This window comes from Nodosilinea sp. AN01ver1, from assembly GCF_050565655.1.
Lineage (GTDB): Bacteria > Cyanobacteriota > Cyanobacteriia > Phormidesmidales > Phormidesmidaceae > Nodosilinea.
Genome location: NZ_JBNXVS010000041.1, coordinates 33,343 through 52,132, shown reverse-complemented (window position 1 = coordinate 52,132; position 18,790 = coordinate 33,343). Strand labels below are relative to the sequence as shown.

Here is an 18,790-nt window from a genome sequence, read left to right as displayed (position 1 = left end):
ATTGGCCAGGTAATAGTCGTGGAGATTACAGAATTCTGGCTGGGCCAAGGGACATTACTAAGCAGAGGTGTGACAGGTACGCTCTGTTTTAACTGGGCGCAAAGTCGGAAAAACACTGTATCTTCCCGCTGTTAGCCCTCTTAAGATGAGAGAAAGCCAGCATGGTGTTACCAATGCAAACCACTACTCTCTACGAGCAAGACTTTTACGCCTGGACTCAGCGTCAGGCTAAACTACTGCGCGCGGGTCAGCTGGGAGAACTCGACATTGAGAACCTGATTGAGGAAATCGAATCATTGGGTCGGCAGGAATGGCAGGAGTTGCGGAATCGATTGGGGGTGCTGCTGGGGCACCTGCTCAAATGGCACTACCAGCCTGAAGCCCGCTCAAAAAGTTGGGTCTACACCATCAGAGAGCAGCGCCAAGAAATTCAGCGTCACCTCAAAGAAAACTCTAGCCTAAAGCCCTACCTGAGAGAAGCGATCGCGGTAGGTTACGAGAAGGGGCTGAACCTGGTGGGTCAAGAGACACCGCTTGACCCTAAAACCCTGCCTCAGTCTTGCCCATTTTCTGAAACCGATATCTTTGAAGCACCCATAGATTGGCCCCTGTAGTTGTAGGGGCTGCGTTAGCTCCTCAGTTTTCTTTACCCCAAGGAGCCATCACAGTATGCAGGATTTGCTTGATAACTAACCTTCGGGCAGCGTACCCAGCCAGTCTATCAGCAGCGGGTTGACCACCTCGGGGCGCTCGTCGTGGGGGCAGTGGCCGGTATCGGGGATGCTGTGGAAGGTGACCTTGCCGGGGCGAGCCACGTCCTCAACCAGTTTGCGGTAAATTTCAGCCCCTTTGATCGGCGTCCAGGGGTCGTTTTCGCCCCACAGCACCAGCAGCGGCTGGGTAATCTGGGGCAGCAGGTCGTCGGGCTTTGGCCCCGGCGGCGCGGTAACAATAGAGGCAAACACCTTTTGGGCGGTGGGCTTGCAGGCGGGGGTATAGATCATTTCCACCAGCTCGTCGGTGATGGCGGCAGAATCGCGGTAGACCTGCTTGAGCGAGCTGCGAATGCGGCCCTTGCGGCGCACCTGGTTAAACACAATTGGCCCAACTTGGGGTGAACTTACCAGCCAGGTGAAGGCTCCCATCACCCAGTTCAGGGGCGGACGCAGCTCCTCGGGGCGGTGGTTGAGGCCCCCGGCGCAGTTGAGCACGGCCCCGGCGCTGGCTTTATCGGGATGGTTGGCCAGCATCATCAGCGTCAGCAAGCCGCCGATGGAGTTGCCGACGTAGATAGCGGGAGTGTTGATAAACTCGCTCCAAAAGTCGGCCAGCAGATCTTGCCAGAGGTCGAGGGTGTAGGGCATCTCGGGCTGGTCGGAGTCGCCAAAGCCCAGCAGGTCGATCGCATAGACCCGGTGCCCCGCCGCCGCCAGGGCGGGAATGTTTTTGCGCCAGTGGCCCAGTGATGCGCCGAACCCGTGGATGAGAACGATGGGACTGCCCTCGCCCGCTACGGTGTAGGCGATCGCATGGCTCCGCCAAACCCAGGTTTGCTTTGCGATCGCGGCCAGCGAGAGGGACAGTTCAGCAACCATAGTCAAAGATGTAACGAAGTGTAACTGTATCCATGATACAGGGGGTAGCCCGGATTGTTATTCCAGAGCGTCTACCGTGGCTTCGATCGCCTCTCGCGTCGGGATCGGCTGGCTAAAGCCGTTGATCAGCGGGCTTTGCTCTAGGCGCTGCTGGGCCGTGGCGCGATCGAGGGGCTGTACCTGCTGCCGGAGTGCATCAACACTCTGCTCGCCGGGGGAGACAAACAGCTGCTCGCCGCTGGTCAAAAGCACCTCCTCGCCGCCCTCCGTCAGCCGAAAGGCGACTTCCCCTTCCCACGAAAAAATCTCCACGGGCGCGTTGGGGTCATCGGCAATGTTGACAAAGACCGTGGTGCCGCGAATGCCCGCGATCCCCGCCGGGGTGACAATTTCCACGGGTTCGGCTAAGGCCCCTTCTGCCCAGGTAATCATCTGCCCGGCATCGAGCTGGAGCTGGCTGGGGCGCAGGGTGAGAGCCGCGTCGCCGCCGATGCGAAAGACGGCTCCGGTGACCAGACTCACCTCAGCCAGAGCCTGGTCGGCGGTGCGAATTTGATCGCCGTAGGCCAGGGTCTGGTTGACTTGAGCGGGCTGGGGTTCGGCCTGGGCGAGGCTGACCGAGACGGGGGAGGCAACGATGTCCTGGATGGTGGCGATTCGCGAAGCAATCTTTTCAGGAATCGCCGCTTGGTCCTGGGCTGTTTCCACCGGGGGGTCAGTGGGCTCGCAGCCCGCGATCGCGACTCCCCCCGCCACGACCAGCGCGATCGCCAGCGACCTTCCGCAAACAGTAGGATTAAACGACCGATCTCGAAGGCCCAGCGCAATTCTGCTTAAAACCTGTTGCATAGTTAGGGTGGAGCTAAGGGGCAGAGTGCTAAATCACGGCTTTAGATTATTCAGTCTGAAGCCATGATTTTCCGGCAGGGCGACCTGTAGGTTGGCGCATCGCTGACCATCGTTATCCTGGCATCCCCAACCTGATTTGGAGGTTAAACCCTGTGGAACTGGCAATCTGGCTGGCGGTAGTGCTGGCAATTCTCGGCTTTGGCATGGGGTCTATGGTGTGGGCCTATCGCCGCCCGTTGGGCAATAGCGCCCTCTTCCCCGCCCCGGTGACAGAGCTTTCGGTACCGATTGGGGACGATGCCCGCACCCGATTTGAAGCGGGCTGCAACGCCTTTGCCCAGGGCCATTACCTCGACGCTATCGACGAGTTTGGGGTCGTTATGGCGGCTGAACCTGGCTGCGCCGAAGCCTTTCACAACGGTGGCCTGGCCTATGCCAACATGGGTACCGATGGCCCAGCGGTACAGGCGTTGCTGAAAGCGAGCGAACTGTATGACCAGCAGGGCACCAAAGCCGGGCTCGATCTGGTCAAACAACAGCTTGAGCAGATCGCCAGTCGCCGGGGCATCAACCCTCGCGCTGCCGCCTAAAGGATTTTTGGAGATGGCGAAACAGCGTCTAGATGCCCTGCTGGTGGAGCGGGGGCTGTGCGAATCGCGGCAGCAGGCCCAGCGGCTGATTCGGGCTGGGGAGGTGCAGGTCAACCACGCCGTTGTGGATAAACCGGGCACGGCCTTTGCTGAAGATGTGGAGCTGCTGGTGAAGGCGCGATCGCCCTACGTGTCGCGCGGCGGCGAAAAGCTGGCCAAAGCCCTGGGCGAGTTCCCGATTGAGGCTAAAGGACGGATTGCCCTCGATGGCGGCATCTCTACGGGAGGCTTTACCGACTGCCTGCTCCAGGCCGGGGCCGAGCAGGTCTATGGTATCGACGTGGGCTATGGCCAGGTGGCCTGGCCCCTGCGCCAGGATCCGCGCGTGATTTTGCGCGAGCGCACCAACCTGCGCCACCTCACCCCCGATCAGCTCTACGGCGAGCAGGATCCTCGACCCGATCTGGGCGTGATGGATGTGTCGTTTATTTCGCTGACCAAGGTGCTGCCCGCGTTTTGGGCGCTGCTGGTGCCGCCGCGAGAGGTAGTGCTGCTGGTGAAGCCGCAGTTTGAGGTGGGGCGCGATCGCGTCGGCAAAAAAGGCGTCGTGCGCGACCCTGGGGATCAGGCCGATGCGATCGCCAGCGTGCTGGCCTCGGCCCAAGCTCTGGGCTGGGTTTACCAGGGGCTCACCTGGTCGCCCCTGCTCGGCCCGGCGGGTAACATCGAGTACCTGCTGTGGCTGAGCCAAACCGAGACAGCCCCTCCCGCCCCGGCCCCCGGTCTAGAGGGCTTAAAGACTCTGGCCGTCAACGCTCGCCTCAGCCTGGGCAACTAGGCCCTGAGTGGCGCGATCGCCGACAATTCTGAATCTTGTAGATTGGGTGAAACGAAGTGGAACCCAACAGCAGCAAGCCTTTGTTGGGTTCCGCTGGCGCTTCACCCAACCTACAATTCTAAGCTTGTCAGACCACTAGGCTGTTGATCAAAACCTTGAGGGCTAACCTTTTGAGGTTGCGCTGAACTGGCCCAGGCGTGACTATAGGGAGGATTGCCGTAGTTTTGCAAAGCGGTTAACCATGCGTCTCAAGCCCAGGCTGCGTTCTGCCCAGCGCATTGTGGCGCGGGATGGTGAAATGCCAACCATTGTGCGACTGGGGGAAGTGAAAACGCCCTGGCGCGATCTCTACCATCGGTTGCTGACGCTGTCGTGGCCAGCGTTTGTGCTGGTGCTGGCGCTGTCGTATCTGGCGATCAATGCGCTGTTTGCCCTGGCCTATCTGGCCCGCGACGGCGGCATTGCCAACGCCCGCCCCGGCTCTTTTTTAGATGCGCTGTTCTTTAGCGTGCAGACCATGGCCTCGATTGGCTACGGGGCCATGTACCCACAGACCAACTACGCCAACTGGCTGGTCATCTTAGAGGCGTTTATCGGCCTGCTGCTGCTGGCGATGGCGACGGGGCTGTGCTTTGCCCGGTTTTCGCTGCCGCGATCGCGGGTGGTCTTTAGCCGGTGCGCGGTGGTCACTCCCTGTGATGGGGTGCCAACGCTGATGTTTCGGGCCGCCAACCAGCGCCGCAACCGCATTCTCGAAGCCCGCCTGTGGGTGACTCTGGTGCGCGATGAGACAACTGCCGAGGGCGAGTTTTTTCGTCGCTTCTACGACTTGGCGCTGGTGCGGGCGCAAACGCCGCTGTTTGCCCTCAGCTGGACGGCCATGCACGCCATTACGCCCGATAGCCCGCTCTACGGCGAAACTTCAGCCTCGCTGGCCGCCGTCAACGCCGAAATTGTGATCATCCTCACCGGCATGGATGAGACCCTCTCGCAGACCATCCACGCCCGCCACTCCTTCCTGGCCGAGGAGATTCGCTGGAACCACCGCTTTGTCGATATTTTGGGCCAAACCCCCGACGGGCGGCGATCGATTGACTACCGCAACTTTCACCAGGTAAAGCCTTTAGGCGATCGCCACTAAATCGGCGGCAAACTGGCGATTCTCTTTTAGAAAGGCTCCGCCAGCGCGATCGTGGGGAGATTCATAATCAATTGCCGGTCCGGCAGGCACAATGCCGCTGGGGTTTAGCTCAGGCAAACCCGCGTAGTAAAGCTGTTTAACATGCTCCACGCTGCACCAGTCTGCAACCCCCGGCTGCTGGTACAGGTCGCGACAGTAGGCCCACAGGTTGGGGTAGTCGACCAGGCGCTTGAGGTTGGTCTTAAACAGCCCGTGGTAGGCCAAATCAAAGCGAAACAGGGTGGTGAACAGGCACCAGTCGGCCAGGGTAATGCGCTCACCCACCAGGTAGCGCTGCTGACTGAGAACGTTTTCCCAATGATCCAGCGCCTCGAATAGCTCCGTCACCGCGCTGTCGTAGGCCGCCTGGGAAGCCGCAAAGCCGCTGCGGTACACGCCATTGTTGATCGGCTGATAGATAGCATCCATCACCGCGTCAATCTGGGGCCGTAGCGCCTGGGGGTAAAAGTCGCGCTCAGGGAACTCGGCAAAGGCGTTGAACTCGGAGTTCAGCATTTGAATGATCTGCCGCGACTCGTTGTTGACGATGGTTTGAGTCTGCGTATCCCACAGAACCGGCACCGTGACTCGTCCGGTGTAGTCGGCCTTGGCGCGAGTGTAGATTTGCCACAGATAGTCAGCCCCATAGAGACTGTCGGGGATGCTGCCAAAGCGGGTGGAAAACTTCCAGCCCTGGTCGCTAATCACCGGATCCACAATTGAGAGGCCGATCGCAGCTTGCAGACCTTTCAGCGATCGCAGCAGCACTGTGCGGTGCGCCCAGGGGCAGCCCAGCGACACGTACAGGTGGTAGCGCCCCGGCTCAGCCTTGAAGCCGCCGGTCCCATCCGCCGTTACCCAGTCGTGAAACAAAGTGGGCATGCGCTTAAACTGGCCCGAGCCATCGCGCTCAGTCCATTCGGTCGTCCATTTGCCGTCGATTAGCCTGCCGAGTGCCATAGGAATGTCCTTTATAGAAAGAGAACAGTGAGGGAGGTGGGGACGGGATTTTGGAGGGGTGCATCATCCAAAATCTAAAATTAACCAAACCGATAGGCCGCCATGCTAAACGCGCCATAGGTAAAGCCCGAGTGCATTTGCTGCCCGCTGCCGCCTGCCCCAAGGGCCACAAACAGAGGCAGCAGGTGCTCTTCGGTGGGGTGGTTTTGGGCCGCGTAGGGGGCGCGCTGGCGATAGTCGAGCAGGGCGGTAATGTCGCGATCGCGAATGGCTTGGGCCAGCCAGTCATCAAAGGCCACGGCCCAATCGGGAGGAGCGGCGCTGTAGCTGCCGTCAAAGTATCCCAGGTTGTGGGTGGCCGCACCGCTGGCAACCATTAGCACGCCCTCGTCGCGCAGGGGGGCCAGGGCTTTGCCGAGCTGGTAGTGGTGCAGAGTAGATTCGTGGGGCTGAAGGGAGAGCGGCACGACAGGAATACGGCCCTCGGGATCGGCCAGAATGAGCGGCGTCCAGACGCCGTGATCGAAACCGCGCTCGCTATTCCTACGAGCCTCAAATCCTGCCTCGTTGAGCATCGTCACGACCCGATCCGCCAGTTCAGGGCTGCCCGGTGCCGGGTAAGTCAGCTCGTACAGCTGCCGAGAAAAGCCGCCGAAGTCGTAGATCGTCCGCGGCTGCGCGGCGGTGCTCAACGTGGGGCGCGCCGTTAGCCAGTGAGCCGAGACAGCCAAAATTGCCCTGGGCTTTGGCATGACGTGGAAGAGCGATCGCAAAAAGTCTTGGGTTGGCCCGGTGCGAAGGGGCAGATCGGGTGCCCCGTGGGAAATAAACAGCGATGGCAGAGGAGACATGGTTTTACCTCAGATAGTTTTAATTAGAACTATCTAGAATCAAAATAGCACTTCCAGATCCAAAACGACAAGCTGTGGTTTGCGCGAGCGGGCTAAGGGGTGTGCTGCTGAGACAGCTCATGCAGCAGCGCCATGGCCATCTCGGCCTGGGCAACGGGCACAAACAAATGGTCGTGGTAGAACGCTGATACCGGGTTGACGCTGATGCCGTGGCTGGCGAGTTGAGTGGCGATCGCGGCCAAAAAACCCACCGCCTCCAGGCTGGAGTGCACGGTGAGGGTAATCATGGCAAAGACGGCATCGTAGGGCAGGTCCGCCCCATCAGCCTGGGAGCGAGGCAAAATTAGCGTCAGCCCTTCCTCTTCATGAAACAGGCCAATTGGCTCCAGGGCGAGATGCCTTGCCTGCTCAGCAGGCAGATTGCAGAACACGTACTCCCCCGCCCGCTGAACGGGCTGCATGGTGGCGAGCAATTGGCCGAGGTTGGTTTCTCCGGTCATACAGGTAGGAGCTGGGCTGGATTGGATTCTGGGCAGGGGCTGCTGCCCAAACGCTACAGGTTTTCGCGCAGCAGCTGTTCGGCTAGCTGCTTTTTGGTCAGCAGGCCCAGGGTCTGCATCGCCTGCTCCACGTTCTCTGACCAGGGCACCGCCGTATTGAGCCGAAAGCAGTTGCTGTAGCACTGGCCCGAGGCCGAAAACATCACCCCAGGGGCGATCGCGATCCCCATCTCCAGCGCCTCTTTGTACAGCCGGATGGCGTCAAACCCCTCCGGCATTTCGAGCCACAGCACGTGACCGCCCGTGGGTCGGGTGACGCAGGTTTCAGCCGGGAAATAGTCGCGCACGGCCTGCTGCATCCGCAGCATCTGTTCGTGGTAGGTGCGGCGCAGGTGGCGCAGGTGGCGATCGTAGCCGCCATTAGCTAAAAAGGCCGCCACGGTCAGCTGGGGAGCCATCGCCGTGTTGTGATTGAGAATCGACTTCATGCGGGCAATTTCGCTGTGGTAGCGGCCCCCGGCGCACCAGCCCACCCGCAGCCCCGGCGACAGGGTTTTGCTCACCGAAGAGCAGTAGAGCACGCGATTCTCGGTGTCAAAGGCTTTGATCGCCTTGGGGCGAGCCCCCTCAAAGCAAATGTCGCCGTAGACATCGTCTTCGATCAGGGGGGTGTCGTACTGGTTGAGCAGTTCCACCAGGCGTTTTTTCTTGCGATCGTCCATACAGCTGCCCAGGGGATTGCTGAAGTTTGACACCAGCAGCACCGCCTTGACCTCGCCAGTTTGCAGCGCGTCTTCCAGGTGCGGCAGGCTGATGCCGTCGCGGGGATGGGTAGGCAGGGTGAGCGCCTTGAGCCCCAGGCACTTCAGCGCTTCTAGCATAGCGAAGTAGGTGGGCGACTCGATCGCCACCGTGTCGCCGGGCTGGGTAAGCGCCTGTAGGCAAAAATAAATGGCCTCGTTGGCCCCGTTAGTAATCACGATCTGGTCGGGGTGCACCGAACAGCCCGCATCGAGCATCCGCTTGGCAAACTCAGACCGCAGGCGTCGGCTGCCCTGGAGAGTGCCATAGCTATGGGCGACGGTGGGTTCTTCGCGCAGCACTTTGCCCATCAGCCGGTTGAGCTGGGCCAGGGGTAGCATGGCGAGATCGGGGAGCGCTGCCCCCAGCTGAATCAGCCCCGAATCGCGCATCAGGTTCATGACCTCAAAGGCCAGAGAAATATCAATATCGGTGGCCTGGCGAGGGGGGGCGGTAGGTGCAGGCTCCTGGGGCAGCTGTAGGGAGGTCTGTTTGACGTAGTAGCCCGACTGGGGCCGCACCACCACCATGCCCCGGTCTTCGAGTAGGCGGTAGGCTTCCATCACGGTAGACGTGCTGACCGAGAGCTGCGATCGCAGCTTGCGCACCGACGGCAGGCGATCGCCCGGCTTGAGGGTGCCATCGGTAATTAACCGCTGCAGGCGATCGGCCACCTGCTCGTAGAGAACCTGGTTGGGAGAGAGCGTGACGGGGGAGAGGGGCATGGGGGTGGATGGGTGGGTGGGTAGGTGGGTAGGTGGGTGGGGGGATGGGCGGGGAAGGGGTTAAATGGTCAATTCAACCTTCAAACCGTGGCACCAATTTTGAATTTTGAATTTTGAACTTTATCAGTCCTCTAGACTGGCTTCGCCTCAGCCGAGCGGCTTCAAAGGCGATAGTTTGACCGTTGGGGAACAGTTTGACGGAAAGGTGGCCGGAACAGTCGCAAAAAGTCAAACTGTTACCAAGACAATTTACGCTAACTGCCTCTGTTCTACCAGGGGCAGATCAACGAAACTTCAACTATGCCGAATCGATTCGTGCTGTTCCCTAGGCCGTCGCCGTTTTTAAGAGGACAGCTTCATGAAACCCAACAGCTTATACGCTCAGCTTGAGCTGATTCCAGAGCCGCTAGAGCGATCGGCTCAGTCTGACTATGCCATTGGCCGAGTTTGGGCTGAGGCGAAGGTGCGCCTGCGGCCTATGGCCAGCAGCTTGATGGCTTACTTGTGTGGCTCCAGCAGCCTGACGGTGACCGTTAAGCGCGATCGCCAGGGCCAAACTGCGTTTGTGGTGTACGACCCAGTCAGCCAGCAGCGTCATACCTTTAGCTCCGAACAAGAGCTACGGGTGTGGGCCGACCAGCGCTACTACCAGTAGCCTGCGGTCCCAGGGGCGTGGCCTCGATTTTGGCCTGGCGGCTGGGGCAATCAGCCTTGCCACGCCCAACCCACCCAGCAGGCTAGGGGCTGCCCCTGGTTTCCAGTAGGTGATCAACAATTGATGACCACAGCCCCCTGGTTTGCAGTGACTACATAGATCTGTAAACTTTGCTTGACCACACGGGCCAGATGCCGATTCAAAAGCGCTGATGAGTAGGCTGGATCTGAAAAACTCGATTTTTTCGGGTCTATCCTTCTCTCATTGCCTAGGACGCCGCCATGTTAGAGCCGATTCGGAGTGTGTTGGGTTATTACTGGCCCAAACTAACCTGGAAACTGTACTACTGGTTCATGGATCCCCAAAAGGTAACCCTGATGCTGCTGGTGGTTGCGGCAGTGGTGATGGTGGCGAGTAAGCCTAGGTATCGGCGGCGGATGATCTTGGCCTGTCTGGCTTTGATGACTGCCTACTGGTTTTTACTGTCGCCGCTATTTTCGGTACCTGCTACGGCTCTGCTGTCGAGCTTTGTGCCCGCTGATACGGGCGAGGCGGCCGATGCCATTGTGGTGCTAGACCGGGGTGGGCGCTTTCAGGGCGATCGCTACGGGCAGGCTTTAGACATGGTGGCCGCCGGGCGAGCGTCCAACCTTTTGATTATGGGCCGTGCCAGAGGGGCTGAGGTGCTCAAAGCCATTGATGACGATAAGCGCAATCTGTCGCCCCAGATGCTCAGTGCCGTCTGTGTAAAAACCACTAAGCAAGAGGCCGAGTCTGCCGCTGCTGCCCTGGGGGCGAGGGGTTTGCAAAAAATTGTGCTGATTACCGATACCCCCCACATGCTGCGAGCCTGGCTCACGTTTCAAGGGCTGGGGTTTACGGTGATGCCCCATGCTGAACCCTTACCTGCCGATGTGGGCAACCGAGAGCGATCGCTGCTAGCCATTCGCGAGTACCTGGGCCTGGTGAGCTATGGGGTGCTGGGCCGGTTTCAGGGGCAGTCGCCCAATACCCTACCCGAGGTGGCCAAGGCCGTGGCCGACGATTTTCCTGCCGACCGCTGCTTTATGACCGCTGACCAAATTCGGCAGGAGTTTATGCTGAGTTGAGCATCACTTATAGGGAGATGTGCTGCCTCAATGCAAGTCGAAGTCACCACCTGGTATCTCGAAATGCTCGACCCAGACCAACTGCGGCCCAGGCTGATCGAGCACCCCGATCTGGAGATTCGCCAGGCTACGGTGCCCTGCCCAGAGTTGAGCCGCTTTTTCTACGCCAGCGTGGGTGGTCAGTGGTACTGGTGCGATCGCCTGCCCTGGAGCCGCGATCGCTGGCTCACCTACCTGACCAGCGCTCAGGTCGAAACCTGGGTGGCCTACATCGCCGGTACCCCAGCGGGCTACATCGAGCTCGAAAATCAATCCGGCGGCGATGTAGAAATCACCTGCTTTGGGCTGCTGCCTCAGTTTATGGGTCAGGGACTGGGTGGTCATCTGCTGACTGTAGGCGTGCAGCGGGCCTGGCAGTTGGCGAGTCGCCGCGTTTGGGTCCACACCTGTAGCCTCGATGGCCCCTTTGCCTACAAAAACTACGAGTCGCGCGGCTTCACCCTCTACAACACCAAAATCAACACGGAAGTACTGCCCGACCAACCGCCTGGTCCCTGGCCAGGCTACAACGCCTAACTATCGGTCTGCTGATGAACCATCCCGACTACTACCGCACCATGGCCCGCTACAACCAGTGGATGAACGACAAAATCTACGCCTGCTGTGCCGAACTGTCTGACAGCGATCGCAAGGCCGACCGGGGCGCATTCTTTAAATCGATTCACGCCACGCTGAATCATTTGCTGTACGGCGATCGCGCCTGGGTGGGTCGCCTCAGCGGTCAGCCCTACTATCGCCCCCACCTGGGCCAAGACCTCTACGCCGACTTTGCCGAACTGCGCCAGGCCCGCGCCGAAATGGATGCCACGCTGATCGATTGGGTTGCCACCTTTACCCCTGAGTGGTTGGCTCACCCCTTCGAGTACACCAGCAACATCGACAAAACCACTCGCCTGCTGCCGACCTGGCTGCTAGTCACCCACCTGTTTAACCACCAGACCCACCACCGGGGCCAAGTCACCACCCTACTCAGCCAGATGGGCCTCGACCCCGGCATTACCGACCTGCCCTGGCTGCCCTTGGTGTAACGGCTTAGCCCTTGGTTAGCCATCTTTAGCCTTCGTCAAGACTAATTGCTGGGGTAGACGGGCTAGCTTTTCCCGCCGCAGAACCCGACTGCTGGTCGAGCTGTAGGGCCTGAGCCAAGGCCGATCGCGCCTGGGCTTTTTGCACCAGCGGCTCAAGTTGCTCGACCGAGAGCCCGCTCAGCAGGCTCAAATCGTGGCGGTTGAGCCCTCGGAGCAGCATTTCGACACACCAGGTGGCGCGGGTCTGCTCAAGGGCTAAGGGGGCACCTGTCGGTGAGGCAATATCGGCCGTTACCTCGGCCCACAGCTGCCGCACCCGCAAAGGGGTAATCGGTCTGTCATCTGGCCCCACAAACAGGGCGGGTGATGTGTCGCTGCGGCTCTTGAGCCAGCGGGTCAGCGGGTTTTTAGTATAGGTGCCGTAGCGCTTGCCCATAATCCACTGGTTGAGAGGCACCTGGCGGTGATAGGGGCCGACCAGCAAAATGTGCTGGCTGCTGTCGTAGAGAGCGCTGGCCCTGGTTAAGAGCGGCACCTCTGCGACCGCCACTCCAGCCCCCAGCAGCACGTAGATCAGCGCGTAGGTCTGATGGCCAGCCTTGCGGGCCGCCTGCATAATCTGATGCACGATGGGGGCTGGCAAATCGATCCAGGTCTCGGTACTGAGGGGTTCAGCGGCTGGGCTGGCGCGATCGGCGGCCACATTGTCAGCGGCGAACTGAGGCTGTAGGCTCAGCAACCAGGTCACCAGACTGTCAATGAAGGCGGCTCGATTGGGCCAGAGGCCGTAGTATTCTGCCACCCCATCGGTAGCGCCGTCAGTTGAGCCATCTGTTGTGCCATCGATCGCGGCATAGCCCAGCAGCAAAGCCATAACCAAGCCTGCCACCTCCTCAGGGGGCAGCCCCGGCCGGTTGCTCTGGCCCAACAGCGCCTCCAGGTACTCGGCCATGACGTTGCGAATGGTTTGTAGCCCGCGCCCCATCGCCTGACTATTGTCGGCAGAAAACTGCCCCGCCTCGCCAATCACCGCTCGCACCAGCTCCGAAAGCTGATCGAGGGTTTCTAAGCACTGGGCCAAAAAATCGCGCAGCGCCTGATCGACCTGAGCTTGCCCCACAGTAGCCAAGTCAACCGGATGCCGAAACAGCACCTCCGCCTCAGTCATTACCGCTGCAAGTAAGCCATGCTTGCTACCAAACTGGCGAAATAGCGTAACCTCATTCACCCCGGCCAGGTCGGCTACTTGACGAGTCGTAGTAGCCCCCACGCCCTGACTGGAAAAGAGCTGAAACGCCGCATCTACAAGCCGTTGTCGAGCTGATTTTCGCTGAGCTGCCATAGAAAAAAGAAAGCGACACTTGCATTTTACCAAAGGAGTTGCTAAAGTCTTGGATGTAAGCGTTACTTGCAAGCAGCCTTATCCCTAGCTTGGAAGGCAGGCAGAAGCTTACCGCATCGGCATGGACAAACTCGGCTCAGGTCGATGGTTTGAACCCACAACTCCACAAGGATTTGCTATGACAACAACATTAAACCCTACCCCTCCTAAGCCAGGTATCGCCAAGCTCGACTGGACATTGGTAAGCTTTCTAGCGGCCATTCACGGCGTGGCGCTGCTCGCTCCCTGGTTCTTTTCGTGGTCAGCTTTGGGCGTAATGGTGGCCCTACACTGGCTGTTTGGCAGCATTGGTATTTGCCTGGGCTACCACCGCTTGCTTACTCACCGCAGCTTTCAGGTGCCGCGCTGGCTAGAGTATGTTTTTGCCACCGTTGGCGCACTGGCGCTTCAGGGTGGGCCGATTTTTTGGGTCGCAGGCCACCGCCAGCACCACCTCTATACCGAAGATGCCGAAAAAGACCCCTATGCCGCCAGTCGCGGGTTTTGGTGGAGCCATGTGCTTTGGCTAGTTCACCGCAACCCGGCAATTTTTAATGGCCAAATCTACCGCCGCTACGCCCCCGATATCGCCCGCGACCCCTACTACCGCTGGCTCGATCGCTACTTTCTACTGCTGCAAGTACCGGTTGCGATCGCCCTCTTTGCCCTGGGCGGTTGGCCCTTCATCATCTACGGCGTGTTCTTAAGAATTGTAGTGCTTTGGCACTCCACCTGGCTAATTAACTCAGCAACCCACATGTGGGGCAAGCGTCGCTTTCATATTGAAGATGGCTCCCGCAATCTGTGGTGGACCGCGCTGCTGACCTACGGCGAAGGCTGGCACAACAACCACCACGCCTACCCCAATGTGGCCCCCGCAGGCTGGCGCTGGTGGGAACTCGATGTCACCTGGTACGCCATTCTGCTATTTGAAAAGCTAGGTTTGGCCAGGCGCGTGGTGCGGCCTCCAGCAGAGGCTATGGCCCAAGGGCGGTAGGTCTCAGCGATTTACAAGTAACACTGAATGAAATGTCAGCGCCTAGGGTTCACGTTAACCTTAGGCGCTGACAAGATAATTGCGCTCGAATGATTATTTTTGCTAGTTTTTGTGCAAGCTAATTCTTGTCCAAGCTGATATCTATCAAGAATGATGTCCGAAGACAATCAAAGCGTCGGCCTACATGGCGATGAAGCAAGCAGAGTTCTGCTGATTGACTTGGAAAATTGCCCGGCTCAGATTCACCAACTTAAAGAGAATTTAGAGCGATTTTCACAAGTCATCATTTGCTACGCTAACACAGGAGCAAAAATACCTCTTGACTGGTTAATTCCCTTAAGTGCCACAGTGAGTTCGAACAAACTCAAAATCTTCAAGATGGCAAACGGTGGCAAAAACGCGGCAGATTTTGGCATCTGCTTTTTTGCGGGAGTATTAATGCAGCAATTGCCCCAAGAGACGCATTTTGTAATTGTTTCACACGATGCAGACTTGGATCATGTTGTCAATTTGCTGAGAAGCCAAGGACGCACAGCAGAGCGTACAGGCACCCAAAAAGAAGCTGATAAAACAAAGAAGACTGAAGCTGTAGGTTCAACGTTGATTTCATCAGTCAAAATATATTGCAATCACCTTATCACCTATAGTAAAAATAGGCCAGCGAAGAAACTTACTCTAATTAATAGTATTAAAAACAAATTCAAAGAATCTCCTGAGCTAGCGACAGAGGTTTTTAGTTTTTTGATAACGAAAGGCGCGGTAACGATTTCAGAAAACAAGGTATCTTATAACAACAAAAAAATTGAAGAGCTTGTCAGCTCTCCCTGATATGCCAACAAAATTGAAGGCTGTAGGACGTTGTCTCCTGCTCAACCTTCTTCATGCGCTTTAATCAGTTTGGTGAAAGCGGGGATGAAGGCGATCGCGCACTAGCTCACCCCGCCCCAAATGCTGCTCCACAATCCTCGGCACATCCTCGGCGGTGACCCGGCAGTACCAGGTGTTGCCGGGCATAACTTTAACCGTAGGCCCAGCGCTGCACTGGCCCATACAGTTGCTCTCAGCCACTAGAATATTGTGGTCTCTAAACGCCGCCAGTACCGCCGCCGAACCGCCGCGATCGCACGACCTGTCGCGGCACACCTGTACGAGCCAGCGCTTTGGGCGAATAGCGGCAGAAGACGTTGTCATGTAGCCTCGCGTGTCATCTTGGCACCAGCATTCAGTTTAATCTTTTGCCGCTGGTTGTTTTAGCGGTGCTGGTGGGGCTAGTCAACCACTGGCTACCGCACCGCGATCGCCCCGATTGAGACAGGCGATCGCTACCGCCCGCAGGTGGCCAACAGCTCGTTCACCCAAAAGGCATCGATTGTACCCAGCAGCCGCTGCTGCTGCTGCTGCAGGTGCTGCTCGTCAAGGCAGGGCTGCAGGCGCTCTACTAAACTGTCGGCTTCGTCAATCAGCAGGTTGAGCAGCGGTTCTGCTTCGGCCCGCTGCAAAATTTCGCCCATGCGCTCGGCTCCGGCCTGATCAAGGCTGGGGCGCAAGGCCAGCTGGCAATATTCATACACTGTAGAGCGGTAGGCCAGGGCACTACCGAGCCATTCGTCAGAGGTTGGCATGGGGTCTCTCCTACGGCCTTACCCAGGCGTGAACTCAGCACAAACACAGCAACGGCTGGTCGCAACGGCTGCCCAACCGCTACCTGCTCTGACGCATGACGATACCCAGGCCAAAGCAGGTTCCTTGAGGGTTAAGTGTACCCAGCTTAATAGCCGTGACGAGGTTTCGCGTGAAGTTTGTGCCCTGACAGAGCGATTTTTTTGAAGCCATCACAAAGCCTGGTCTTAGGCGGCTACCAGTGCCTGCACCAGGCTTTCGAACAGGGGCAGCCCGTCGACGCCGCCCAGCACCGCATCGGCGGCCCGCTCGGGGTGAGGCATGAGGCCCAGCACGTTGCCCTGACGGTTGCAAATGCCCGCAATGTTGCCCAGTGAGCCGTTGAGGTTGTGCCTGGCGTCTACCGCACCATCGGGGCCGCAGTAGCGAAACACAACCTGGTTGTTGGCCTCTAGCTCGGCCAGGGTCGCCTCGTCGGCGTAGTAGCAGCCCTCACCGTGGGCGATGGGCAGCGTAATGATCTGGCCCTGGCTGTAGTTTGCCGTCCACAGCAGGCTGGTGCGCTCAACTTTGAGGGGCACGCGATCGCAGATAAAGCGCATATCTCGGTTGCGCATCAGCGCCCCCGGCAGCAGCCCCACCTCAGTCAAAATTTGAAAGCCGTTGCAAATGCCCAGCACCGGCTTGCCCTGGTTGGCGTGCTCGACCGTGGCCTGCATGGCTGGAGAAAAGCGAGCGATCGCGCCGCAGCGCAAATAGTCGCCGTAGCTAAAGCCACCGGGCACCACCACCAGATCCAGGTCGCTGATGTCGCTGTCTTCGTGCCAGACCATGCGCGTTGGCTGGCCGAGAATATCGCGGGTCACGTAGGCAACGTCGCGATCGCAGTTAGCTCCAGGGAAGACGATAATGCCGAATTTCATGGCGAAGAGGGAAGTGGGGGGTGGAGAGATGAGGGGATGGGGAGATGAGGGGATGGAGGGATAAATTCAAAATTTTGCACTTTGCACTTTGAATTTTGCACTCTACATTCCTCCCCTTCTTCAGGCGGTGGCTAATGTTTGCAGCTCAAACCGATAGTTCTCGATCACCGGGTTGGCCAAAAGCTGGTCGCACATGCGATCGAGCTGCTGGCTAGCGGTGGCTTCGGAGTCGGCATCGAGGGTGAGCTCAATATATTTGCCAATGCGGACTGGCCCCACGTTGCTGTAGCCCATGTGGGCCAGCCCCGACTGTACCGCTGTACCTGCCGGGTCAAGTACCGAGGGGCGCAGGGTAACGTAGATACGGGCGCTGTAGTGGGGCACGGCAGACTCCAAGCAGAGAGAATCGTAATAATCGACACCCCCCATCCTACCGTATCGCCAGTTGATAGACTTGAGGCAGTACGAGTGAGACAGCATGGTACGACGCACCCGCAGCCAAGAAAAAGTTTTAACCGTCTTAAAAGGGTTAGGTAAGCCCATTTCAGCCCAAGATCTCTACGTAGAAATGCGGCAGGAGGGCAACACGATGGGCCTGGCTACGGTCTACAGGGCACTCGATGCCCTCAAGCTAGAAGGAGCGGTACAGATGCGTACTCTACCCTCAGGCGAGGCGCTCTACAGTCTGCCGCAAGAAGATCGCCACCACCTCACCTGCCTGCAGTGCGGCATTACCATCGCCATTGACGAGTGCCCGGTTCACAACCTTGAAAAAGATCTGCACCAGGCGCATCAGTTCAAAATTTTCTATCACACCTTAGAGTTCTTCGGCCTCTGTCCTCGCTGTCAGGGCAGCTTAGCCACCCCACAATCTTCTGCTTCCTAGCGCTAGACATCACGAATGCTGTGCTTCTTAGCGAACTAATGTCTCTTGGTTGTGAAAGAAAGTACCAGCGCAACAACAAAACACTAGAGAAGCGTTTTGTTGTTGCAACTGCTAAATATTAGTATGAAGTCCGAATTACGTCGGCAAGAGTTGGTTGAATAGCTTCAAGGTTGTTGTTCTGATGCGGCGAATGCCGCGACGAGCCAGGGCTGTGTTGTGGGTTATAGCATTGTTCCGCCAGCCACTCCAGGCTGTTTGATCTAAGTAATTGAAGTATCTATCGGCTTGGGGATGAGTACAGTTCTTGCCCCAGGGTTTCGGCCTACTCGTGTAGTGAATAATTAATGGATGATGAACTAAATCTTGATAAAGTTTTTCATTGTAGGGGCTGTCTTGGTATGACCTGTAATTATGAACGACATGGGTTTGATTCCATCGAGGGTTAAGTTCGCCCCACTGCCCCGCCAAGACTATATTGAGAGCATCTTGATCGGGGAGCGGCAGGTCTGGGTGCTGACCAATAAACTCCAGCACTTTGTCGGCTGTATGCTGCTGTCGCCACTTTTCGAGGTTGATGACTAAAACACCAGAATTGAAGTACTTTTTGTCTGGTGTGATACCCCATCCTTCTAAATTTCGAGTTTTGAGGTGTTTGACGTCTGCTATGTGTTTGTGAGTTGGATCTTGAACAGCTAGTAGCGGCTGGCCTTTGAAGTCTTGATCCCAAAGCTTAGCCAGATCTCCTTCGACGACGACATCTGAATCTAAATAGATTACTTTTTTGAACTGCTGAGGAATGATGGCAGGCAAAAGAAGCCTGTAATATGCAGAGATAGGATAATTGCTGGCTTTGCACTTCAAAAGCTTCGTTTTAACCTGAACTTCTGTAGGCTTTATCCAGCGCAGATCAACACGGCTTGAGTTTAGGGTTTGAAGCAGTTTTTTCTTGTTGGCAGAGCTAATGCCACCGTCTAGAACAAATAAGATTAACTGCCGTTTGGGGTCTAGATTTTTAAATGCTGAGAATGCTGTAACGGCCAAAGGCATAGAAAAGAAGTCATCTGCCGCGCAGGCGACTACGATGGGTTCTTGGGCAGGAAAAACCATGATGAATTCATCCTTAAAGTAATTTGTCTATACGCGCGCCTGTCTGAAGTTCTCTTTCAGGCAATATATTGCTTAACCGCTTGTGTCAGCAGCTTTTTGCGGAATGTAAAAAGCAGGGTTATTTTACTTTGCCGG

General features: G+C 57.6%; 24 protein-coding genes. 12 read left to right on the top strand and 12 right to left on the bottom strand.

Features of this window, described 5'->3' with window-relative positions:
• The first annotated feature begins 173 nt into the window (after nucleotides 1–173).
• Nucleotides 174–614 carry a DUF29 domain-containing protein gene (locus ACQ4N7_RS23745; protein WP_430713920.1) on the top strand — a complete coding sequence of 147 codons (441 nt, stop codon included), beginning with the start codon at nucleotides 174–176 and terminating at the stop codon, nucleotides 612–614.
• A 75-nt stretch (nucleotides 615–689) separates the two neighbouring features.
• Here ACQ4N7_RS23745 and ACQ4N7_RS23740 read toward each other — a convergent pair whose 3' ends face one another.
• Both ACQ4N7_RS23740 and ACQ4N7_RS23735 read right to left on the bottom strand, forming a co-directional pair.
• The gene (locus ACQ4N7_RS23740; protein ID WP_430713919.1) at nucleotides 690–1,595 is read right to left on the bottom strand and encodes an alpha/beta fold hydrolase; all 906 of its coding nucleotides are present in this window, start codon (nucleotides 1,593–1,595) and stop codon (nucleotides 690–692) included.
• Nucleotides 1,596–1,652: 57 nt separating this feature from the next.
• On the bottom strand, nucleotides 1,653–2,444 hold the full coding sequence (locus tag ACQ4N7_RS23735; RefSeq protein WP_430713918.1) for a FecR domain-containing protein: 792 nt from the start codon (nucleotides 2,442–2,444) through the stop codon (nucleotides 1,653–1,655).
• A gap of 152 nt (nucleotides 2,445–2,596) precedes the next feature.
• Here ACQ4N7_RS23735 and ACQ4N7_RS23730 point away from each other — a divergent pair, with 152 nt between their 5' ends.
• The 3 genes from ACQ4N7_RS23730 to ACQ4N7_RS23720 all read left to right on the top strand — a co-directional run bounded on the left by ACQ4N7_RS23730 (nucleotide 2,597) and on the right by ACQ4N7_RS23720 (nucleotide 5,013).
• A complete protein-coding gene (locus ACQ4N7_RS23730) occupies nucleotides 2,597–3,034 on the top strand; it encodes a hypothetical protein (RefSeq protein ID WP_430713917.1) in 438 nt (145 codons plus the stop codon).
• Nucleotides 3,035–3,047: 13 nt separating this feature from the next.
• Nucleotides 3,048–3,872 carry a TlyA family RNA methyltransferase gene (locus ACQ4N7_RS23725; protein ID WP_430713916.1) on the top strand — a complete coding sequence of 275 codons (825 nt, stop codon included), beginning with the start codon at nucleotides 3,048–3,050 and terminating at the stop codon, nucleotides 3,870–3,872.
• Nucleotides 3,873–4,113: 241 nt separating this feature from the next.
• Nucleotides 4,114–5,013: an ion channel gene (locus ACQ4N7_RS23720; protein WP_430713915.1), complete on the top strand. Its 900-nt coding sequence runs from the start codon at nucleotides 4,114–4,116 to the stop codon at nucleotides 5,011–5,013.
• On the opposite strand, the gene ACQ4N7_RS23715 is transcribed toward ACQ4N7_RS23720, so the two are convergent.
• The 4 genes from ACQ4N7_RS23715 to ACQ4N7_RS23700 form a co-directional block, all read right to left on the bottom strand.
• Nucleotides 4,996–6,012, bottom strand: coding sequence for a glutathione S-transferase family protein (locus tag ACQ4N7_RS23715; RefSeq protein ID WP_430713914.1), 1,017 nt, complete (start codon nucleotides 6,010–6,012; stop codon nucleotides 4,996–4,998). The two genes, ACQ4N7_RS23720 and ACQ4N7_RS23715, sit on opposite strands and share 18 nt — an antisense overlap.
• A gap of 80 nt (nucleotides 6,013–6,092) precedes the next feature.
• Nucleotides 6,093–6,863 carry a DODA-type extradiol aromatic ring-opening family dioxygenase gene (locus ACQ4N7_RS23710; RefSeq protein ID WP_430713913.1) on the bottom strand — a complete coding sequence of 257 codons (771 nt, stop codon included), beginning with the start codon at nucleotides 6,861–6,863 and terminating at the stop codon, nucleotides 6,093–6,095.
• A 92-nt stretch (nucleotides 6,864–6,955) separates the two neighbouring features.
• Nucleotides 6,956–7,363, bottom strand: a complete 408-nt coding sequence (locus ACQ4N7_RS23705; RefSeq protein ID WP_430713912.1) for an ACT domain-containing protein — start codon at nucleotides 7,361–7,363, stop codon at nucleotides 6,956–6,958.
• 53 nt (nucleotides 7,364–7,416) lie between these two features.
• Nucleotides 7,417–8,889, bottom strand: coding sequence for a PLP-dependent aminotransferase family protein (locus tag ACQ4N7_RS23700; RefSeq protein ID WP_430713911.1), 1,473 nt, complete (start codon nucleotides 8,887–8,889; stop codon nucleotides 7,417–7,419).
• A 358-nt stretch (nucleotides 8,890–9,247) separates the two neighbouring features.
• Between ACQ4N7_RS23700 and ACQ4N7_RS23695 the strand changes: the two genes are divergently transcribed.
• The 4 genes from ACQ4N7_RS23695 (at nucleotide 9,248) to ACQ4N7_RS23680 (ending at nucleotide 11,741) form a co-directional block, all read left to right on the top strand.
• Complete coding sequence (locus ACQ4N7_RS23695) at nucleotides 9,248–9,544, top strand: hypothetical protein (protein ID WP_430713910.1); 297 nt, start codon at nucleotides 9,248–9,250, stop codon at nucleotides 9,542–9,544.
• Between the two features lie 281 nt (nucleotides 9,545–9,825).
• Entirely contained in the window at nucleotides 9,826–10,653 is an 828-nt protein-coding gene (locus ACQ4N7_RS23690) for a YdcF family protein (RefSeq protein WP_430713909.1), read from the top strand.
• A 30-nt stretch (nucleotides 10,654–10,683) separates the two neighbouring features.
• Complete coding sequence (locus ACQ4N7_RS23685) at nucleotides 10,684–11,229, top strand: GNAT family N-acetyltransferase (protein ID WP_430713908.1); 546 nt, start codon at nucleotides 10,684–10,686, stop codon at nucleotides 11,227–11,229.
• Between the two features lie 14 nt (nucleotides 11,230–11,243).
• Nucleotides 11,244–11,741, top strand: a complete 498-nt coding sequence (locus ACQ4N7_RS23680) for a DinB family protein (protein WP_430713907.1) — start codon at nucleotides 11,244–11,246, stop codon at nucleotides 11,739–11,741.
• Nucleotides 11,742–11,766: 25 nt separating this feature from the next.
• On the opposite strand, the gene ACQ4N7_RS23675 is transcribed toward ACQ4N7_RS23680, so the two are convergent.
• On the bottom strand, nucleotides 11,767–13,083 hold the full coding sequence (locus ACQ4N7_RS23675; RefSeq protein WP_430713906.1) for a TetR family transcriptional regulator: 1,317 nt from the start codon (nucleotides 13,081–13,083) through the stop codon (nucleotides 11,767–11,769).
• 178 nt (nucleotides 13,084–13,261) lie between these two features.
• Here ACQ4N7_RS23675 and ACQ4N7_RS23670 point away from each other — a divergent pair, with 178 nt between their 5' ends.
• Nucleotides 13,262–14,119: an acyl-CoA desaturase gene (locus ACQ4N7_RS23670; protein ID WP_430713905.1), complete on the top strand. Its 858-nt coding sequence runs from the start codon at nucleotides 13,262–13,264 to the stop codon at nucleotides 14,117–14,119.
• A 150-nt stretch (nucleotides 14,120–14,269) separates the two neighbouring features.
• The gene (locus ACQ4N7_RS23665) at nucleotides 14,270–14,947 is read left to right on the top strand and encodes a PIN domain-containing protein (protein ID WP_430713904.1); all 678 of its coding nucleotides are present in this window, start codon (nucleotides 14,270–14,272) and stop codon (nucleotides 14,945–14,947) included.
• Between the two features lie 60 nt (nucleotides 14,948–15,007).
• On the opposite strand, the gene ACQ4N7_RS23660 is transcribed toward ACQ4N7_RS23665, so the two are convergent.
• Complete coding sequence (locus ACQ4N7_RS23660; protein ID WP_430713903.1) at nucleotides 15,008–15,310, bottom strand: (2Fe-2S) ferredoxin domain-containing protein; 303 nt, start codon at nucleotides 15,308–15,310, stop codon at nucleotides 15,008–15,010.
• Between ACQ4N7_RS23660 and ACQ4N7_RS23655 the strand changes: the two genes are divergently transcribed.
• Complete coding sequence (locus tag ACQ4N7_RS23655; protein ID WP_430713902.1) at nucleotides 15,304–15,429, top strand: hypothetical protein; 126 nt, start codon at nucleotides 15,304–15,306, stop codon at nucleotides 15,427–15,429. The two genes, ACQ4N7_RS23660 and ACQ4N7_RS23655, sit on opposite strands and share 7 nt — an antisense overlap.
• A 12-nt stretch (nucleotides 15,430–15,441) precedes the next feature.
• Here the strand turns inward: ACQ4N7_RS23655 and ACQ4N7_RS23650 are convergent, their stop codons facing one another.
• From ACQ4N7_RS23650 to purS, 3 genes are all read right to left on the bottom strand, one after another.
• Nucleotides 15,442–15,741: a hypothetical protein gene (locus tag ACQ4N7_RS23650; RefSeq protein WP_430713901.1), complete on the bottom strand. Its 300-nt coding sequence runs from the start codon at nucleotides 15,739–15,741 to the stop codon at nucleotides 15,442–15,444.
• A gap of 225 nt (nucleotides 15,742–15,966) precedes the next feature.
• Nucleotides 15,967–16,662, bottom strand: a complete 696-nt coding sequence (purQ, locus tag ACQ4N7_RS23645) for a phosphoribosylformylglycinamidine synthase subunit PurQ (protein WP_430713900.1) — start codon at nucleotides 16,660–16,662, stop codon at nucleotides 15,967–15,969.
• A 120-nt stretch (nucleotides 16,663–16,782) separates the two neighbouring features.
• Nucleotides 16,783–17,091: a phosphoribosylformylglycinamidine synthase subunit PurS gene (purS, locus tag ACQ4N7_RS23640; RefSeq protein ID WP_430713930.1), complete on the bottom strand. Its 309-nt coding sequence runs from the start codon at nucleotides 17,089–17,091 to the stop codon at nucleotides 16,783–16,785.
• Nucleotides 17,092–17,140: 49 nt separating this feature from the next.
• Here purS and ACQ4N7_RS23635 point away from each other — a divergent pair, with 49 nt between their 5' ends.
• Nucleotides 17,141–17,548 (top strand): Fur family transcriptional regulator, encoded by a 408-nt coding sequence (locus ACQ4N7_RS23635; RefSeq protein ID WP_430713899.1) that lies wholly within the window; start codon nucleotides 17,141–17,143, stop codon nucleotides 17,546–17,548.
• Between the two features lie 135 nt (nucleotides 17,549–17,683).
• Here ACQ4N7_RS23635 and ACQ4N7_RS23630 read toward each other — a convergent pair whose 3' ends face one another.
• Nucleotides 17,684–18,655, bottom strand: coding sequence for a glycosyltransferase family 8 protein (locus tag ACQ4N7_RS23630; RefSeq protein WP_430713898.1), 972 nt, complete (start codon nucleotides 18,653–18,655; stop codon nucleotides 17,684–17,686).
• Between the last annotated feature and the right edge of the window lie 135 nt (nucleotides 18,656–18,790).

What these genes read in the sequence shown, in the direction of transcription:
- ACQ4N7_RS23660 (WP_430713903.1), bottom strand. Translation starts at nt 15,310, where the DNA reads ATGACAACGTCTTCTGCCGCTATTCGCCCAAAGCGCTGGCTCGTACAG.
- ACQ4N7_RS23745 (WP_430713920.1), top strand. Translation starts at nt 174, where the DNA reads ATGCAAACCACTACTCTCTACGAGCAAGACTTTTACGCCTGGACTCAG.
- ACQ4N7_RS23735 (WP_430713918.1), bottom strand. Translation starts at nt 2,444, where the DNA reads ATGCAACAGGTTTTAAGCAGAATTGCGCTGGGCCTTCGAGATCGGTCG.
- ACQ4N7_RS23675 (WP_430713906.1), bottom strand. Translation starts at nt 13,083, where the DNA reads ATGGCAGCTCAGCGAAAATCAGCTCGACAACGGCTTGTAGATGCGGCG.
- purS (WP_430713930.1), bottom strand. Translation starts at nt 17,091, where the DNA reads ATGGGGGGTGTCGATTATTACGATTCTCTCTGCTTGGAGTCTGCCGTG.
- ACQ4N7_RS23720 (WP_430713915.1), top strand. Translation starts at nt 4,114, where the DNA reads ATGCGTCTCAAGCCCAGGCTGCGTTCTGCCCAGCGCATTGTGGCGCGG.
- ACQ4N7_RS23740 (WP_430713919.1), bottom strand. Translation starts at nt 1,595, where the DNA reads ATGGTTGCTGAACTGTCCCTCTCGCTGGCCGCGATCGCAAAGCAAACC.
- ACQ4N7_RS23630 (WP_430713898.1), bottom strand. Translation starts at nt 18,655, where the DNA reads ATGGTTTTTCCTGCCCAAGAACCCATCGTAGTCGCCTGCGCGGCAGAT.
- ACQ4N7_RS23685 (WP_430713908.1), top strand. Translation starts at nt 10,684, where the DNA reads ATGCAAGTCGAAGTCACCACCTGGTATCTCGAAATGCTCGACCCAGAC.
- ACQ4N7_RS23695 (WP_430713910.1), top strand. Translation starts at nt 9,248, where the DNA reads ATGAAACCCAACAGCTTATACGCTCAGCTTGAGCTGATTCCAGAGCCG.
- ACQ4N7_RS23680 (WP_430713907.1), top strand. Translation starts at nt 11,244, where the DNA reads ATGAACCATCCCGACTACTACCGCACCATGGCCCGCTACAACCAGTGG.
- ACQ4N7_RS23690 (WP_430713909.1), top strand. Translation starts at nt 9,826, where the DNA reads ATGTTAGAGCCGATTCGGAGTGTGTTGGGTTATTACTGGCCCAAACTA.
- ACQ4N7_RS23705 (WP_430713912.1), bottom strand. Translation starts at nt 7,363, where the DNA reads ATGACCGGAGAAACCAACCTCGGCCAATTGCTCGCCACCATGCAGCCC.
- ACQ4N7_RS23665 (WP_430713904.1), top strand. Translation starts at nt 14,270, where the DNA reads ATGATGTCCGAAGACAATCAAAGCGTCGGCCTACATGGCGATGAAGCA.
- ACQ4N7_RS23635 (WP_430713899.1), top strand. Translation starts at nt 17,141, where the DNA reads ATGGTACGACGCACCCGCAGCCAAGAAAAAGTTTTAACCGTCTTAAAA.
- purQ (WP_430713900.1), bottom strand. Translation starts at nt 16,662, where the DNA reads ATGAAATTCGGCATTATCGTCTTCCCTGGAGCTAACTGCGATCGCGAC.
- ACQ4N7_RS23715 (WP_430713914.1), bottom strand. Translation starts at nt 6,012, where the DNA reads ATGGCACTCGGCAGGCTAATCGACGGCAAATGGACGACCGAATGGACT.
- ACQ4N7_RS23700 (WP_430713911.1), bottom strand. Translation starts at nt 8,889, where the DNA reads ATGCCCCTCTCCCCCGTCACGCTCTCTCCCAACCAGGTTCTCTACGAG.
- ACQ4N7_RS23725 (WP_430713916.1), top strand. Translation starts at nt 3,048, where the DNA reads ATGGCGAAACAGCGTCTAGATGCCCTGCTGGTGGAGCGGGGGCTGTGC.
- ACQ4N7_RS23650 (WP_430713901.1), bottom strand. Translation starts at nt 15,741, where the DNA reads ATGCCAACCTCTGACGAATGGCTCGGTAGTGCCCTGGCCTACCGCTCT.
- ACQ4N7_RS23710 (WP_430713913.1), bottom strand. Translation starts at nt 6,863, where the DNA reads ATGTCTCCTCTGCCATCGCTGTTTATTTCCCACGGGGCACCCGATCTG.
- ACQ4N7_RS23670 (WP_430713905.1), top strand. Translation starts at nt 13,262, where the DNA reads ATGACAACAACATTAAACCCTACCCCTCCTAAGCCAGGTATCGCCAAG.